The sequence below is a fragment of the Paractinoplanes abujensis genome, from assembly GCF_014204895.1.
Lineage (GTDB): Bacteria > Actinomycetota > Actinomycetes > Mycobacteriales > Micromonosporaceae > Actinoplanes > Actinoplanes abujensis.
On record NZ_JACHMF010000001.1, the window covers coordinates 6,123,392 to 6,136,113 of the forward strand.

12 protein-coding genes are annotated in these 12,722 nt (G+C 71.3%); 4 read left to right on the forward strand and 8 right to left on the reverse strand.

Annotated elements, in window-relative coordinates:
* Positions 1 to 2 precede the first annotated feature (2 nt).
* The 5 genes from BKA14_RS28025 to BKA14_RS28045 form a co-directional block, all read right to left on the reverse strand.
* Positions 3 to 812 (reverse strand): inositol monophosphatase family protein, encoded by an 810-nt coding sequence (locus BKA14_RS28025; RefSeq protein WP_184953807.1) that lies wholly within the window; start codon positions 810 to 812, stop codon positions 3 to 5.
* Positions 805 to 1,260: a response regulator gene (locus BKA14_RS28030; RefSeq protein WP_184953808.1), complete on the reverse strand. Its 456-nt coding sequence runs from the start codon at positions 1,258 to 1,260 to the stop codon at positions 805 to 807. The genes BKA14_RS28025 and BKA14_RS28030 overlap by 8 nt, the downstream gene beginning before the upstream one ends.
* Entirely contained in the window at positions 1,257 to 2,864 is a 1,608-nt protein-coding gene (locus BKA14_RS28035) for a sensor histidine kinase (RefSeq protein WP_184953809.1), read from the reverse strand. The genes BKA14_RS28030 and BKA14_RS28035 overlap by 4 nt, the downstream gene beginning before the upstream one ends.
* Positions 2,861 to 4,063 (reverse strand): PP2C family protein-serine/threonine phosphatase, encoded by a 1,203-nt coding sequence (locus BKA14_RS28040; protein ID WP_184953810.1) that lies wholly within the window; start codon positions 4,061 to 4,063, stop codon positions 2,861 to 2,863. Before BKA14_RS28040 ends, BKA14_RS28035 begins: the two co-directional genes overlap by 4 nt.
* 76 nt (positions 4,064 to 4,139) lie before the next feature.
* The gene (locus tag BKA14_RS28045; RefSeq protein ID WP_184953811.1) at positions 4,140 to 4,475 is read right to left on the reverse strand and encodes a hypothetical protein; all 336 of its coding nucleotides are present in this window, start codon (positions 4,473 to 4,475) and stop codon (positions 4,140 to 4,142) included.
* Between the two features lie 74 nt (positions 4,476 to 4,549).
* Between BKA14_RS28045 and BKA14_RS28050 the strand changes: the two genes are divergently transcribed.
* Positions 4,550 to 6,907 (forward strand): M28 family peptidase, encoded by a 2,358-nt coding sequence (locus tag BKA14_RS28050; protein ID WP_184953812.1) that lies wholly within the window; start codon positions 4,550 to 4,552, stop codon positions 6,905 to 6,907.
* 6 nt (positions 6,908 to 6,913) lie between these two features.
* Here BKA14_RS28050 and BKA14_RS28055 read toward each other — a convergent pair whose 3' ends face one another.
* Complete coding sequence (locus BKA14_RS28055) at positions 6,914 to 7,198, reverse strand: Smr/MutS family protein (protein ID WP_133873293.1); 285 nt, start codon at positions 7,196 to 7,198, stop codon at positions 6,914 to 6,916.
* On the reverse strand, positions 7,195 to 7,569 hold the full coding sequence (locus BKA14_RS28060) for a tetratricopeptide repeat protein (RefSeq protein WP_184953813.1): 375 nt from the start codon (positions 7,567 to 7,569) through the stop codon (positions 7,195 to 7,197). The genes BKA14_RS28055 and BKA14_RS28060 overlap by 4 nt, the downstream gene beginning before the upstream one ends.
* Before the next feature lie 130 nt (positions 7,570 to 7,699).
* On the opposite strand from BKA14_RS28060, the gene BKA14_RS28065 reads away from it, so the two are divergent.
* The gene (locus tag BKA14_RS28065) at positions 7,700 to 9,877 is read left to right on the forward strand and encodes a hypothetical protein (protein WP_184953814.1); all 2,178 of its coding nucleotides are present in this window, start codon (positions 7,700 to 7,702) and stop codon (positions 9,875 to 9,877) included.
* A gap of 101 nt (positions 9,878 to 9,978) precedes the next feature.
* Here the strand turns inward: BKA14_RS28065 and BKA14_RS28070 are convergent, their stop codons facing one another.
* On the reverse strand, positions 9,979 to 10,224 hold the full coding sequence (locus BKA14_RS28070; RefSeq protein ID WP_184953815.1) for a hypothetical protein: 246 nt from the start codon (positions 10,222 to 10,224) through the stop codon (positions 9,979 to 9,981).
* Between the two features lie 130 nt (positions 10,225 to 10,354).
* Between BKA14_RS28070 and BKA14_RS28075 the strand changes: the two genes are divergently transcribed.
* A complete protein-coding gene (locus BKA14_RS28075; protein ID WP_239093333.1) occupies positions 10,355 to 11,092 on the forward strand; it encodes a response regulator transcription factor in 738 nt (245 codons plus the stop codon).
* 1 nt (position 11,093) lies between these two features.
* Entirely contained in the window at positions 11,094 to 12,611 is a 1,518-nt protein-coding gene (locus tag BKA14_RS28080) for a sensor histidine kinase (RefSeq protein ID WP_203722636.1), read from the forward strand.
* Positions 12,612 to 12,722: the final 111 nt, after the last annotated feature.

Here is a 12,722-nt window from a genome sequence, read left to right on the forward strand (position 1 = left end):
CCCTACAGGATCGAGGTGTCGGGGAAGAGCGTGTCGCGGACCGTCCGCCAGATGTCCTCGTTCGCCGCGACCAGCAAGCCGCGCTCGCTGTCGGTCGGGCGGTAGGGCGAGCCGTCCAGATGCAGCACCGTGCCGCCCGCCTCGCGCACGATCAGCGAACCCGGCACGTGATCCCACGGCAGGATCCGCCAGAACAGCGCGAACTGCTGCTCGTCGAGCGCGACCGCGGGATGTTCGTAGCCCGCGCAGTGGTGGCCGTTGGTCACCTCGCCGAACGCGCCAGTGTGCGCGGCCGCCACCTTCCGCAAGTGTTCCGGCAGGTAGTGGGTGGCGACGACGCCCCGCAGCGCCCCCGCTCCGGGGTCGTCGGTGCGGACCTTGACCCGTACGCCGTCACGGTAGGCCCCCGCGCCGGCCTCGGCCACCGTGAGGTTGTCGCCGACCACGTCGAGGATCCACGAGGCGGCCGGCTCACCGTCGCGCAGCAGGGCCACCATCACCGCGAACGGGGTCTTGCCGGCGGCGAAGTTGTTGGTGCCGTCGACCGGGTCGACGATCCAGACCGGGCCCGTGGAGCCGAGCCGGTCGAGCACGCGCGGGTCGGCCGCCACGGATTCCTCGCCGACCACGACCGATCCGGGCAGCAGGGCGGTCAGGCCGCGGGTGAGCGCCTGCTCGGACTCCTTGTCGGCGATGGTGACCAGGTCACCGGGCGCCTTCTGGGCGATCTCGTCGCTGGACAGGTGACGGAAGCGCGGCAGCACGATCGTGGCCGCGACCTCCCGGATGAGCTCGCCGACCTGATCAAGCACGTGGCGGCAACTTCACGACGCTGACGAAGAACTCGTCGATCTGGCGGATGACCGTGATGAACCGCTCGAAGTCGACCGGCTTGGTCACGTACGCATTCGCGTGCAGCTGGTAGCTGCGCAGGATGTCCTCGTCGGCGGCCGAGGTGGTGAGCACGACAACCGGGATGCGGCCCAGCTCGTCGTCTTTCTTGATCTCTTCCAGCACCTCGCGGCCGTCCCGCTTGGGCAGGTTGAGGTCGAGCAGGATCAGGTCGGGGCGCACGGCGCCGGCGTAATCGCCCTCGCGCCGCAGGTAGGCCAACGCCTCGGCCCCGTCGGAGACGACGTTGAGCCGGTTGCGGACCTTGTGCTCCTCGAACGCCTCCTGGGTCATCAGCACGTCGCCCGGATCGTCCTCGACCAGCAACACCTCGATCGGGGTGCCGTCGGCCCGAATGGGAGCCGTCATGCCGTGACCTCTTTTCTCGTCTCCTGCGACACCGGGGACTCCTCGTCGGCCGAGAAGCCCGGCACCACCGGAAGGGTGAACCAGATCGACGTGCCGGTCTCGGCGTCGAGATCGAGCCAGATCCGTCCGCCATGATATTCGACGATCTTCTTGACGATCGCCAGACCGATTCCCGTGCCCTCGTACGCGTCCCGGGCGTGCAACCGCTGGAAGATCACGAAGACCTTGTCGGCGAACTCGCGTTCGATGCCGATGCCGTTGTCGCGTACGTTGATCCGCCATTCGTCGCCGTCGCGTTCGGCGCTGATGCGGATCACGGGCGGCACCTCGGGCCGGCGGAACTTGAGCGAGTTGCCGATCAGGTTGACGAACAGCGTCGTGAGCAGCGGCTCCTCGCCCTCGACGACGGGCAGCTCGGACCAGCTGATCTCGGCGTCGTCACCCGCCCGCACCTCGAGCTGCGACTTGACCTCGGTCAGCACCCGGTCGAGCGGCACGTCGGTGAACCCGGCCGTGAGCCGGCCGATCCGCGAGAACGCGAGCAGGTCGTTGATGAGCCGCTGCATCCGCTGGGCGCCGTCGACCGCGAACGCGATGTACTGATCCGCGCGCTCGTCGAGCTGCCCCGCGTACCGCCGTTGCAACAGCTGGCAGAAGCTGGCCACCTTGCGCAGCGGCTCCTGCAGGTCGTGCGAGGCGACGTAGGCGAACTGCTCGAGGTCGCGGTTGGACCGGGTGAGCTCCTCGGCCTGCACCTTGAGCTGGTCGTTGACCCATTCGATCTGGGCCCGGGCCTCGCGCACCTCGGCCAGCTCGGCCGCGATCTTCCGTCGCATGCCGTCGACGTCAACGGCCAGATCGGCCAGCTCGGGCGAGCCGGCGCTGCTGATGGGCCTGTCGTAATCGCCGTCGGCCACCTCGCGCACCTGCCCGGCGAGCTCGGTGACCGGGCGGCTGACCATCCGGTCGAGCAGCAGGAGCAGCGCCGACCCGGCCAGGATGATGATCGCGGCCGCGGCGATCTGGATCGCCACCATGGTCTGGCTGCTCTTCTTGGCGGCGTCGGCTGACTTCGTCCGCATCACCTGGATGTCGTCCTGCATGGCGCCGATGGCGGCCCGCAGGGCGTCGAACCGTTCGGTCGAGGTGCCCTTGAGGCGGTTTTGCCCGGCCTGGGTGCCCTCGGCCCGGATGAGGGCGATGACCGGGTCGGACACCTCGCGGTGCCAGTCGTCGGCCCTTTGCTGCACGAGCTGCAGAGCCTCGCGGATCTGCGTGTCCTCCGGATTCAGCAGCGCGTCGATCCGCCCGACCAGTCGATTCTCGTCGGCGATGCCCTGCGTGTACGGCCTGAGGTTGGCCTCGTCACCGGTGATCGCGAAACCGCGGATGCCGGTCTCCTGGTCGACGTACGCCGTGTTGAGCGACTCCCCCGCCGCCCGCATCGGGCTGGCCCGGTTGAGCACGTCGTCGAGCTGACGGTTGTGGCCCGCGGCGGTGATCGCGGCGAACACACCCAGCGCCCCGAGCAGCACCCCGACCGTGATGCAGAGAGCGATGATGCGCCGCCGCAGCGTCCAGGTGCGCATGTCGAAAAGGCTCATCGGCCGCTCCCCCGCGAGATCAGCAACATGGCCACGTCGTCGGCCAACGGCCCGCCGTTGGCGTGCTCGGCCCGCCCGACCAGCCAGGCCGGCAACGCGGGCAATGGCACCGTACGGGCGGCGGGCTCGGAGAGCAGGGAGCACAGCCCGGTCACGTCGAGCCGTTCGTTGCCCTCACCGGTGTGCCCTTCGATCAAGCCGTCGGTGTACAGCAGCAGGGACCAGTCATCGGCGGGCAGCTCCACCTCGGTCGCGGGGGTCGGCCGCGGGCTGACCCCCAGCACGATGCCGGTGCGGGCCTCGACCGGACCGACTCCGCCGTCGCCCAGCAGCACCGGGGGCGGGTGGCCGGCCAGCCGGACGACGGCCCGGTTGGTGTCGAGGTCGATGGTCAGCGCGGCGACGGTCGCGAAGATCTCCCGGGCCCGGCGCTCGCTCATCAGCACCTGCTCGAGCGAGGCCAGGATCTGCTCGTCGGGCACGCCGGCCAGCACCAGCGCGCGCCAGGCGACCCGGAGCTCGACGCCCAGCGCGGCCTCGTCGACGCCGTGGCCGCAGACGTCGCCCACGATCACCTGCAGCTTGTTGTCGCCCACCTGGACGACGTCGAAGAAGTCGCCGCCGAGCAGGCCCATCGCCCGGCCGGAGCGGTAGAACGTGTGCACCGCCACCCGATCGGTGGACATCAGGGGCTGGGGCAACAGGCCACGCTCGAGGCGGGCCGACTCGGCCTGGCGCAGCTCGATCTCGCGCAGCCGCTGCGCGTTCTCGTCGGCCCGCTTGCGCTCGACCGCGTAGCGCAGCGACCGGGTCAGCAGCACGCCGTCGACCTGGCCCTTGACCAGGTAGTCCTGTGCGCCCTCGGCCACCGCGGCGACGCCCAGGTGCTCGTCGGACCGGCCGGTGAGCACGCAGACGGCGGCGCTGCCGGCCACCGCGAGCAGCTTGCGCAACCCGTCGATGCCCTCGGCGTCGGGCAGGCCCAGGTCGAGCAGCACACAGTGGATGCCGCGCAGCTGGCCGCGGGCCTCGCGCAGGCTGGTCGCCACGCGCAGGTCGAACGGCGCGTCGGCCTCGTGCAGCAGCTCGCGCACAAGGAAGGCGTCGCCCTCGTCGTCCTCGACGAGCAGGACGCGCAGCCGCTCCTGGTAGACCGGCGTGCCGGACCGGGCGCGGGGCGCGACCGAGCGCTCAGTCATGCCGACCTCCCACTCGTCCGCCTATCGGCCCCTGTCCCGCTGATCGTGTACCACCGGGTGCGGGCGCACAACACTCTCACGTGGCCTCCTCAGCGGCCACGCGACGGGCGTGCTGCGCGATGACCTCCCCCAGGATGCCGTGCAGCCGTCCGCAGTCCTGGCAGTGCAAATTCTCGTCGAGGTGACGTCCGCCGCACTCGACGCAGGTGCCCCTGTCCTCCGGGTCCCGATAGGCCGCGAGGGCCTTGCACATGGCCCGGATCACGTGGTCACTGACCGGGAACACGCCCTCGCCCATGGCTGTGCGCACCCCCACCATCGCCACCGGACCGGCGTCGGGGTGGGGGTCGTAGGGCGCGACGGCGTCGATGAACGCGGCCACCACCGCGGCGGGGTCGATCGGCGTGCTCACCCCGACAACGCTAGGCCACGCCAGAAACGATCTTCCGACTACCCGGTGTCGTACCCAACCGCTTAGATACACCCATGCGTGCTCCCGCGATCACCGACCCGGCCCGCCGCGGCCTGGCCGCCGCCGTGGCCGTCGTGGTGCTGATCCTGGCCGGTGTCGCGGGCCTGGAAACGATCCGGCCGCCCGCAGCCCGGCCCGCCTCGGCCCCGGAGTCCGAGTTCAGCGCCGGGCGCGCGTTCCAGCAGGTGCAGGCGATCGCCCGGCGGCCGCATCCGGTCGGCAGCCCGGCCAACGACGAGGTGCGCGAGCATCTGCTGACCACGCTGCGCGGCCTCGGCCTGACCCCCGAGGTGCAGGACACAGTGTCGATCGAGGGGGCCGGGCTGTCGGCCGGCGCGGGCGGCGCCGGGCTGGCCCGGGTCCGCAACGTGATCGCCCAGATCCCCGGCACCTCCTCCACCGGGCGGGTCTTCCTGGTCGCGCACTACGACTCGGTGCAGGTCGGGCCGGGCGGCAACGACGACGCGGCGGGCACCTCGACGATCCTCGAGACGGCCCGGGCGCTGCTGGCCGGTCCGCGCCCGCGCAACGACGTCGTGCTGGTGCTGACCGACGGCGAGGAGGCCTGCCTCTGCGGCGCCAAGGCCTTCGTCGACCAGCACCCCCTGGCCCGCGACGGCGGCGTGGTGCTCAACATCGAGGCCCGGGGCTCCAGCGGCCCGGCCATCATGTTCGAGACCTCGGCCGGCAACAGCGGGCTGATCGGGGCCTACGCGCACGCCGCGAAACCGGTGGGCACGTCGTTCGCGGTCGAGATCTATCGGCTGCTGCCCAACGACACCGACTTCACCCCGTTCCGCGAGTCGGGCTTCGCCGGCATGAACGCGGCCTACATCGACGGCGCGGCGGTCTATCACGCGCCGACCGACGTGCCCGCCGCGATGAACCGCGACAGTCTGCAGCATCACGGGGCCAACACGCTGGCCGTGACGCGCGAGCTGGCCGGCCGCGACCTGGCCCCGCTGGTGGGCTCGGACGGCGGGGACGCCACCTACTTCCCCGTGCCCGGCCTGCTGGTGCGTTATCCCGGCGCGCTGGTCCGGCCGCTCGCGATCCTGGCCCTGGTCGCGGTGGCCGCGCTGGCCTGGCTGGCCCGCCGCCGCCGGCTGACCGGGGGCCGGCGCCTGCTCAAGGCGGGCGCGCTGACCCTGGTCCCGATCGTGGTGGCGCCGCTGCTGGCCCAGGGGCTCTGGTTCCTGCTGACCGAGATCCGTCCCCCGTACGCCCAGTTGCCGATCGACCCGTATCGTCCGGGCCTCTACCGCGTGGCCGTGATCCTGCTGTCCGCGGCCGTCGTGCTGGGCTGGTTCGCGCTGCTGCGCCGCCGCCTCGGCCCGGCCGCCCTGGCGATCGCCGGGCTGGGCTGGCTGGCCGTTCTCGGCATCGTGCTGGCCGCGTTCGTGCCCGGCGGCTCCTACCTGGCTGCCGTCCCCGCGCTGGCCGGCGCACTGACCGGTCTGTTCGCGGTCAGCACCAGAGGCCGGCTGCCGATCGTCGCGGTGACGCTGGGCGGCGTGGTGGCCACGGTCATCCTGCTGCCGACAGTGATCATGCTGTTCCCCGCGCTGGGCATGGGTCTCGGTGCGGCCGGAGCGTTCCTGACCGTGCTGCTCGGCCTGGCCCTGCTGCCGGTGATCGATCTGATCCACCCGCGGGCCGGTGGTCAGCGCGGCCTCGAGGCCCTGCGCAGCCGGCGCCGGGCCGCGCTGCCCGCCCTGGCCGCGGTCGTGGCCGCACTGGTCTGCACGGTCACGGGCCTGGCGGTCGACCGGTTCGACGCCGAGCGACCCGCCCTGACCCAGCTGATGTATGCGCTCGACGCCGACAACAACACCGCCCGCTGGATCAGCGAGGAGCCCGCGGTCCATGACTGGACCGGCCAGTTCGTGCGGGGCGAGCCGCACCGGGTCGACGACACGCTGCCGTCGTTCGGGCCCGAGCAGGTGCGCACCGGCGACGCCCCCGCGGCCGCTCTGCCCGCACCGGCGCTGACCGTCGAGTCGGACAGCCGTACGGGGGAAACCCGCACGCTCACGGTGCGACTGAAACCGCAGCGGCAAGCCCGCCTGGTCACCCTGCACGTGGCGGCCGGCACCCCGGTCGCCTCCGCGACCGTGGGCGGGCGGACGATGCCCCCGCGCGAACCCATCGACGGCGCCTGGGGCTGGGGTTTCGTCTTCCACGCCCCACCCCCCGACGGCGTCGAGGTCACGCTGACCGTGCGCGCCACCGGCCCGGTCAGGTTCCGCGCGATGGACGGCAGCGACGGCCTGACCGAGCTGCCCGGCTTCCGGCCCCGCCCGGCCGCGGTCGGCATCGTCGGCTCCCACACGAGCGAACTGCTCGCCGTGGCCAAGACCTACACGTTCTGAGCCGGACTAACGGCCGCGGCCGCGGCGGCCGGTGGACTCGTTGTGGCGGAAGTGCACGAAGAGCCGGCCCCAGTTGTCGCCGTCCTTCTCGACCCGGTGGTAGAGCTGCTTGATCTCTTTCTGGTCGAGGAAGCGCAGCACCTTCTTCTTCAGGGCGCCGCTGCCCTTGCCCGGGATGATCTCGACAGTGCTGGCCTTCTTCTGCACGGCCTCGTCGATGATCCCGCGCAGCGCACGGTCGATCTCCTGCCCCTTGTTGAAGATGTCGTGCAGGTCGAGCTTGAGTTTCACGGGGTGTCCTCTGCTTTGCCGAGCCACTGCTCGACCCGGTGCAATGCGTCCTCGTAGTCCGAATGCTGCTTCATCGCCGCGGCCAGCCGCAGGTGGGGCAGCGCCTCGCGGAAGCGACCGTCCCGCTCCAGTGTGCGGCCGAGCACGTGATGCGCGTAGTGGTCGGACGGGTCACGCTCGACCAGCTCGCGCAGCTGGGCCTCGGCCCGGCCCAGCTGGGCCGAGTTGAAGTAGGCCCGGGCCAGCAGCTGGCGCACGGCCGCGTTGTGCGGTTCGGCCTCGACTATCGGCTCGAGCAGCTTGGCCGCCCCGAGAGGGTCGCCGGACTCGAAGAAGAAGGTGGCCCTGCGGTACTCCTCGAGAAGATCCACGTGTCACTCCCCACGCTCGCGCCGGCTACCCAACGCTGGCACAACAACGCGCCAACGGCGAGTGTTCCGATGATCCAAGCTTCCCGACAAAACCGCCCATACAGCAACTCAGCCGTCAGACAATGCCTGCGTGGGGGACTTTCCGAGCCATCTCGTGACCGCACCGGCCCGTCCGCGATTCGGGCGGTTCCGGGCGTCCATGATCGGCGTCTTCGTGCTCGGCCTGTGCGCACTGCTCGCGGGCGGCGCGGCGGCGCCCCAACTGGACTCGCCCGCCTTCCTGATCGCGGGGATGAACGAGATCCCGTCGCCGCCGCAGGGCACCTCGTGGGCGGCCGCGCCGCGCGAGGCCGGCGGCCTGCGGATGGTGGCCGGCGCCGACGGGCAGGAATTTGTGCTGCACACGGCCGGGGGCGACCGCACCTTCCTGCCCGGCGTCGACCTGGGCGACACCACTCCCGGCCACCTGCCCGGCGAGGGGGCGATCGCGGCCGCGCAGTATCGGGCCTGGTTCGCGGGGATGAGCTGGCTGGGCCTGCGCGTGGTGCGGATCTACCAGATCCACCCGCCGGCGTTCTACGACCAGCTGGCGGCGTGGAACGTGGCCAACCCGGACCGTCCGCTCTATCTGATGCAGGGCGTCGCGCTGCCCGACCAGACGTACGTGGCCAAGAAGAACCTGTTCGACAAGCGGGTGACCACCGCGTTCCGGCAGGAGTTGCAGGCCGCCGCGCAGGTGGTGAAGGGCGACTACCGCCGTACGACGGTGCCCGGCCGGGCCGGCGGCACCTGGACCACCGACGTCACGCCGTGGCTGGCCGGCTGGATCGTGGGCGACGAGATCGACCCGGCCGCGGCCGTCGCCTCGGACGAGCGCAACGCCGACGTGCCCCGGTTCAGCGGCAAGTACTTCCGGAACACCCCGAAGTCGACGCCGACCGAGCGCTGGCTCGCCGCGCGGATGAACGACCTGGCGGGGTTCGTCGCCGGGCACGGGGTGAGCCAGCCGATCGCCTTCGTGAACTGGCCCACCACCGACCCGCTGCGCCACCCCGAGGAACCGCTGAAGCAGGAGGACCTGGTCGGGCTGGACGCCAACCATGTGCTGCCCACGGCGGACTGGCCGGCCGGGACCTTCGCCAGCTATCACGCGTACCCGTTCTATCCGGATTTCCTGCGGCACGAGCCCGACCTGCTCGCGTACGAGTTCGGCGGGCAGCGCGACCCGTACGCGGGATATCTGGCCGACCTGCGCCGGCACCACTCCACGATGCCCACCCTGATCACCGAGTTCGGGGTGCCGTCGTCGATCGGCTCGGCCCACAACGCGCCCCTGGGCCGCACTCAGGGCGACCACAGCGAGCAGGAGGCGATGCGGATCAACGCCGACCTGCTGCGCCTGATCCACGACCAGGGGCTCGGGGCCGGTTTCGTGTTCAGCTGGGCCGACGAGTGGTGGCGTTACACGTGGAACACGGCCGGCGCCCAGGACCCGGAGCGCCGCCAGCTCTGGCACGACCCGCTGACCAACGAGCAGGGCTTCGGCGTGCTCGCGATGGACCCGCAGGGCAGTCCCGACGCCGGGGAGCAGCACCTGCTCGACTCGGACGGGTGGCCTGCGACCGGTGTCGACGCGCAGGTGGACGAGGCGTACCTGAACCTGAGGATCAAACTCGGGGACTCCCCGCCAGGGACCATGCTGGTGAGCTTCGACGTACTGCCGGGGGTGACCGGCGCGCCGATGCCGGGCAGTGCTGACCGCCGGCCCGACGCCGTCTTCGCGCTCAACCTGGTGGGGCACAGCGGGCAGGCGTACGTCCGCAATCAGATCGACCCGATGCAGCTGGACTTCTCGGTGCCCGCGGGCGAACGCGGCCCGGCCCCCACCGGCTGGAAGCCCTTCGAGCTGGTCGTCAACCGGGCCGTCACCGTGCCCCGGATCGGCGCCGAGCTGCCGGTCGAGCTGCAGAACGCCGGGCAGCTGCGGCACGGCACCTGGGACCCGGACGACGACGAGGCCGACAGCCGGGCGTTGTGGCACCTCGACGGCGACGACCTGACCGTCCGGGTGCCGTGGGCCATGCTGGGCTTCGCCGACCCGTCGGCGCACCGGGTCGCCGTGCCCAAGAAGGGCAAGCTGACCACTCAGATCAGTCCGGGCGTGACGGTGTCGCTCACCGCCTCGGGCACCGACCAGACGGCCGGGCAGGTCAAGTGGACGGACTGGACGCGGCCGTACTACGCCGAGCGGATCAAGCAGGGGGCGGCCCGCCTCCGCGACGCCGCGCTCGCTACGACCGCCGGCTGAGCCGCACCAGGCCGACCCCGCCCGCGACCAGCAGGACACCCGCTACCACCAGCAACATCGGGTTTCGTCCGGGCCGGTACGGCTGGGGGTAGCCCGGCGTTTTATACGCTTTCGTGCGTCTTCGACACGCCCCGCCCCGCCGCGGCGCCACCGGCCAGCACGGACGTCGCGGTGATCGTGTCGGCGGCGGTCACCGTCGCGTAGCCGGCCACTTCACTCGCGCCGAGCCGGGTGGTGCCCGGCGTGCCCGGCCCGAAGGTCGCGGCCATCGCGATCGCGGCCCCCAGCGCGGCCAGTCCGGTGCGCCGCGACCAGCCTGCCGTCAGGTGCTTCGTCATCTGCGTCATGGTCAACACCCTCCCGGCGTACGGTGTCAGACGGCTGTGCGATTTCGATGCCGTCACTGTGTAAGCCGTTCACAGGTGGTACACAGGGACGGGAAAGGAACCGCATAGCGTGGCCCGCGAAAGTAAGGGCATGACGATGGCGAACTCAGATCCCAGCACCGACCTGCGCCGGCCCGACGGGGGTCCCGTCCGGGTCCTCGTGGTCGACGACGAGCCGACGCTGGCTGAGCTGCTCAGCATGGCGCTGCGCTACGAGGGCTGGGACGTGAGGAGCGCGGGCGACGGGCAGACCGCCGTGCGCACCGCCCGCGACTTCCGCCCCGACGCCGTCGTCCTCGACATGATGCTGCCCGACATCGACGGGCTCGAGGTGCTGCGCCGGCTGCGGGGCGAGACGCCGGAGGTGCCGGTGCTGTTCCTGACGGCCAAGGACTCGGTGGAGGACCGGATCACCGGCCTGACCGCGGGCGGCGACGACTACGTGACCAAGCCGTTCAGCCTGGAGGAGGTCGTGGCCCGGCTGCGCGGCCTGATGCGCCGGATGGGTCACTCCCCCATGCGCACCGACTCGCAGCTGATCGTGGGCGACCTGAGCCTCGACGAGGACAGCCACGAGGTGCGCCGCGGCGGTGACCTGGTCACGCTGACCGCCACCGAGTTCGAGTTGCTGCGCTACCTCATGCGCAACCCGCGCCGGGTGCTGAGCAAGAGCCAGATCCTCGACCGGGTGTGGAACTACGACTTCGGTGGGCAGGCCAACGTGGTCGAGCTCTACATCTCGTACCTGCGCAAAAAGATCGACGCCGGCCGTGCGCCGATGATCCACACGATGCGCGGGGCGGGTTATGTCCTCAAGCCCGCCGACTGAGATGACCTGGACGCACCCCTCGCGCTGGCGCAGCCCCGCGGGCTGGCCGCTGCGCACCCGGATCGTGGCCATCATCATGGTGCTGCTCACGGTGCTGGGATTGGCCGTCGGTGGCACCGCGTACTTCTTCCTCCGCAACACGCTCTACACCCAGGTCGACGCCAAGCTCGACACGGCGGGCCGGCCCGGACCGGGCGGCGGCAAGTTCATGTTCCCGTTCGACGACACCCACCCCTACCGCGGCGCCGAACCCGGGTCGATCACGATCACCTACACCGGCGTGAGCGACATCGAGGGCGGCATGGTCGAGGCGTTCACGAACACCGAGGGCTTCCCCGACACCCGCTACAAGACGCTCACCGACGTCGCCAACGCGCAGTTGCTGGCCGTTCCGGTCGACGGCGAGAAGTCGACGGTCAGCCTGGACGGCTACGGGTCGTACCGGGTGGTCTCGGAGACGACCAACGAGGGCACGATCCGGGTCACCGCGCTCTCGCTCAAGAACACCAACTTCACACTGCTGCGGGTCGCCCTGGTCACCGGGGGCGCGGTGCTGATCGCGCTGGGCATCGCCGGGTGGGCCGGCGCGCTCATCGTGCGCCGCACCCTGGCCCCGCTGGACCGGGTCGCGGCCACCGCCACCCGGGTCTCCGAGCTACGGCTCGACCGCGGCGAGGTGCGGCTGGCCCAGCGTGTGCCCGAACGCGACACCGACCCGCGCACCGAGGTGGGTCAGGTCGGGGCCGCGCTCAACCAGATGCTCGACCACGTGGGCAACGCGCTCGAGGCCCGGCACGCCAGCGAGACCCAGGTCCGCCAGTTCGTCGCCGACGCCAGCCACGAACTGCGTACGCCGCTGGCCGCCATCCGCGGCTACGCCGAGCTCAGCCGGCGCAGCCGGGCCACCGTCCCCGACGAGATCGCGCACGTGCTCAACCGGGTCGAGTCCGAGGCCAAGCGGATGACCGGCCTGGTCGAGGACCTGCTGCTGCTGGCCCGCATCGACGCCGGCCGGCCGCTCGCGCACGACCCGGTCGACCTGACCATGCTCGTCGTCGACTCGGTCAGCGACGCCCACGCCGCCGGGCCACGCCACTCCTGGCAGCTCGACCTGCCCGAGGAGCCGGTCGTCGTGATCGGCGACGGCGCGCGGCTGCATCAGGTGCTGGCCAACCTGCTGGCCAACGCGCGCACGCACACCCCCGAGGGCACAACCGTCACGGTCGGAGTCAGCTCGACATCCGGCTCGGCCGTGCTGCGCGTCACCGACAACGGTCCGGGCATCCCGTACGAGTTGCAGCCGCACATCTTCGAGCGGTTCGCCCGCGGTGACAGCTCCCGCTCGCGCGCCGCCGGCAGCACCGGGCTCGGCCTGTCGATCGTGCACGCCGTCGTGCAGTCCCACCAGGGTCACGTCGCCGTGGAAAGCGTTCCCGGCCGCACCGTCTTCACGGTCGTCCTGCCGCTGTCCGTCTCATCAGCTGAGCAGTTCGCGCAAATAGCTCCGCCCGCGACCTGAGGCGCTATGCTGTCCGACGTGACTCAGACGTTCTATTGGTTTACGAGGCCGGCTCCCGCCGGTGCCTCAGCCATGACCATCGTCTGAGACACCACGCCAGAGCCGGCCCGG

Excerpts from the sequence above, each read along its gene's own strand:
- BKA14_RS28070 (WP_184953815.1), bottom strand. The coding sequence starts at position 10,224 with ATGACGCAGATGACGAAGCACCTGACGGCAGGCTGGTCGCGGCGCACC.
- BKA14_RS28040 (WP_184953810.1), bottom strand. The coding sequence starts at position 4,063 with ATGACTGAGCGCTCGGTCGCGCCCCGCGCCCGGTCCGGCACGCCGGTC.
- BKA14_RS28035 (WP_184953809.1), bottom strand. The coding sequence starts at position 2,864 with ATGAGCCTTTTCGACATGCGCACCTGGACGCTGCGGCGGCGCATCATC.
- BKA14_RS28030 (WP_184953808.1), bottom strand. The coding sequence starts at position 1,260 with ATGACGGCTCCCATTCGGGCCGACGGCACCCCGATCGAGGTGTTGCTG.
- BKA14_RS28080 (WP_203722636.1), top strand. The coding sequence starts at position 11,094 with ATGACCTGGACGCACCCCTCGCGCTGGCGCAGCCCCGCGGGCTGGCCG.
- BKA14_RS28050 (WP_184953812.1), top strand. The coding sequence starts at position 4,550 with ATGCGTGCTCCCGCGATCACCGACCCGGCCCGCCGCGGCCTGGCCGCC.
- BKA14_RS28075 (WP_239093333.1), top strand. The coding sequence starts at position 10,355 with ATGACGATGGCGAACTCAGATCCCAGCACCGACCTGCGCCGGCCCGAC.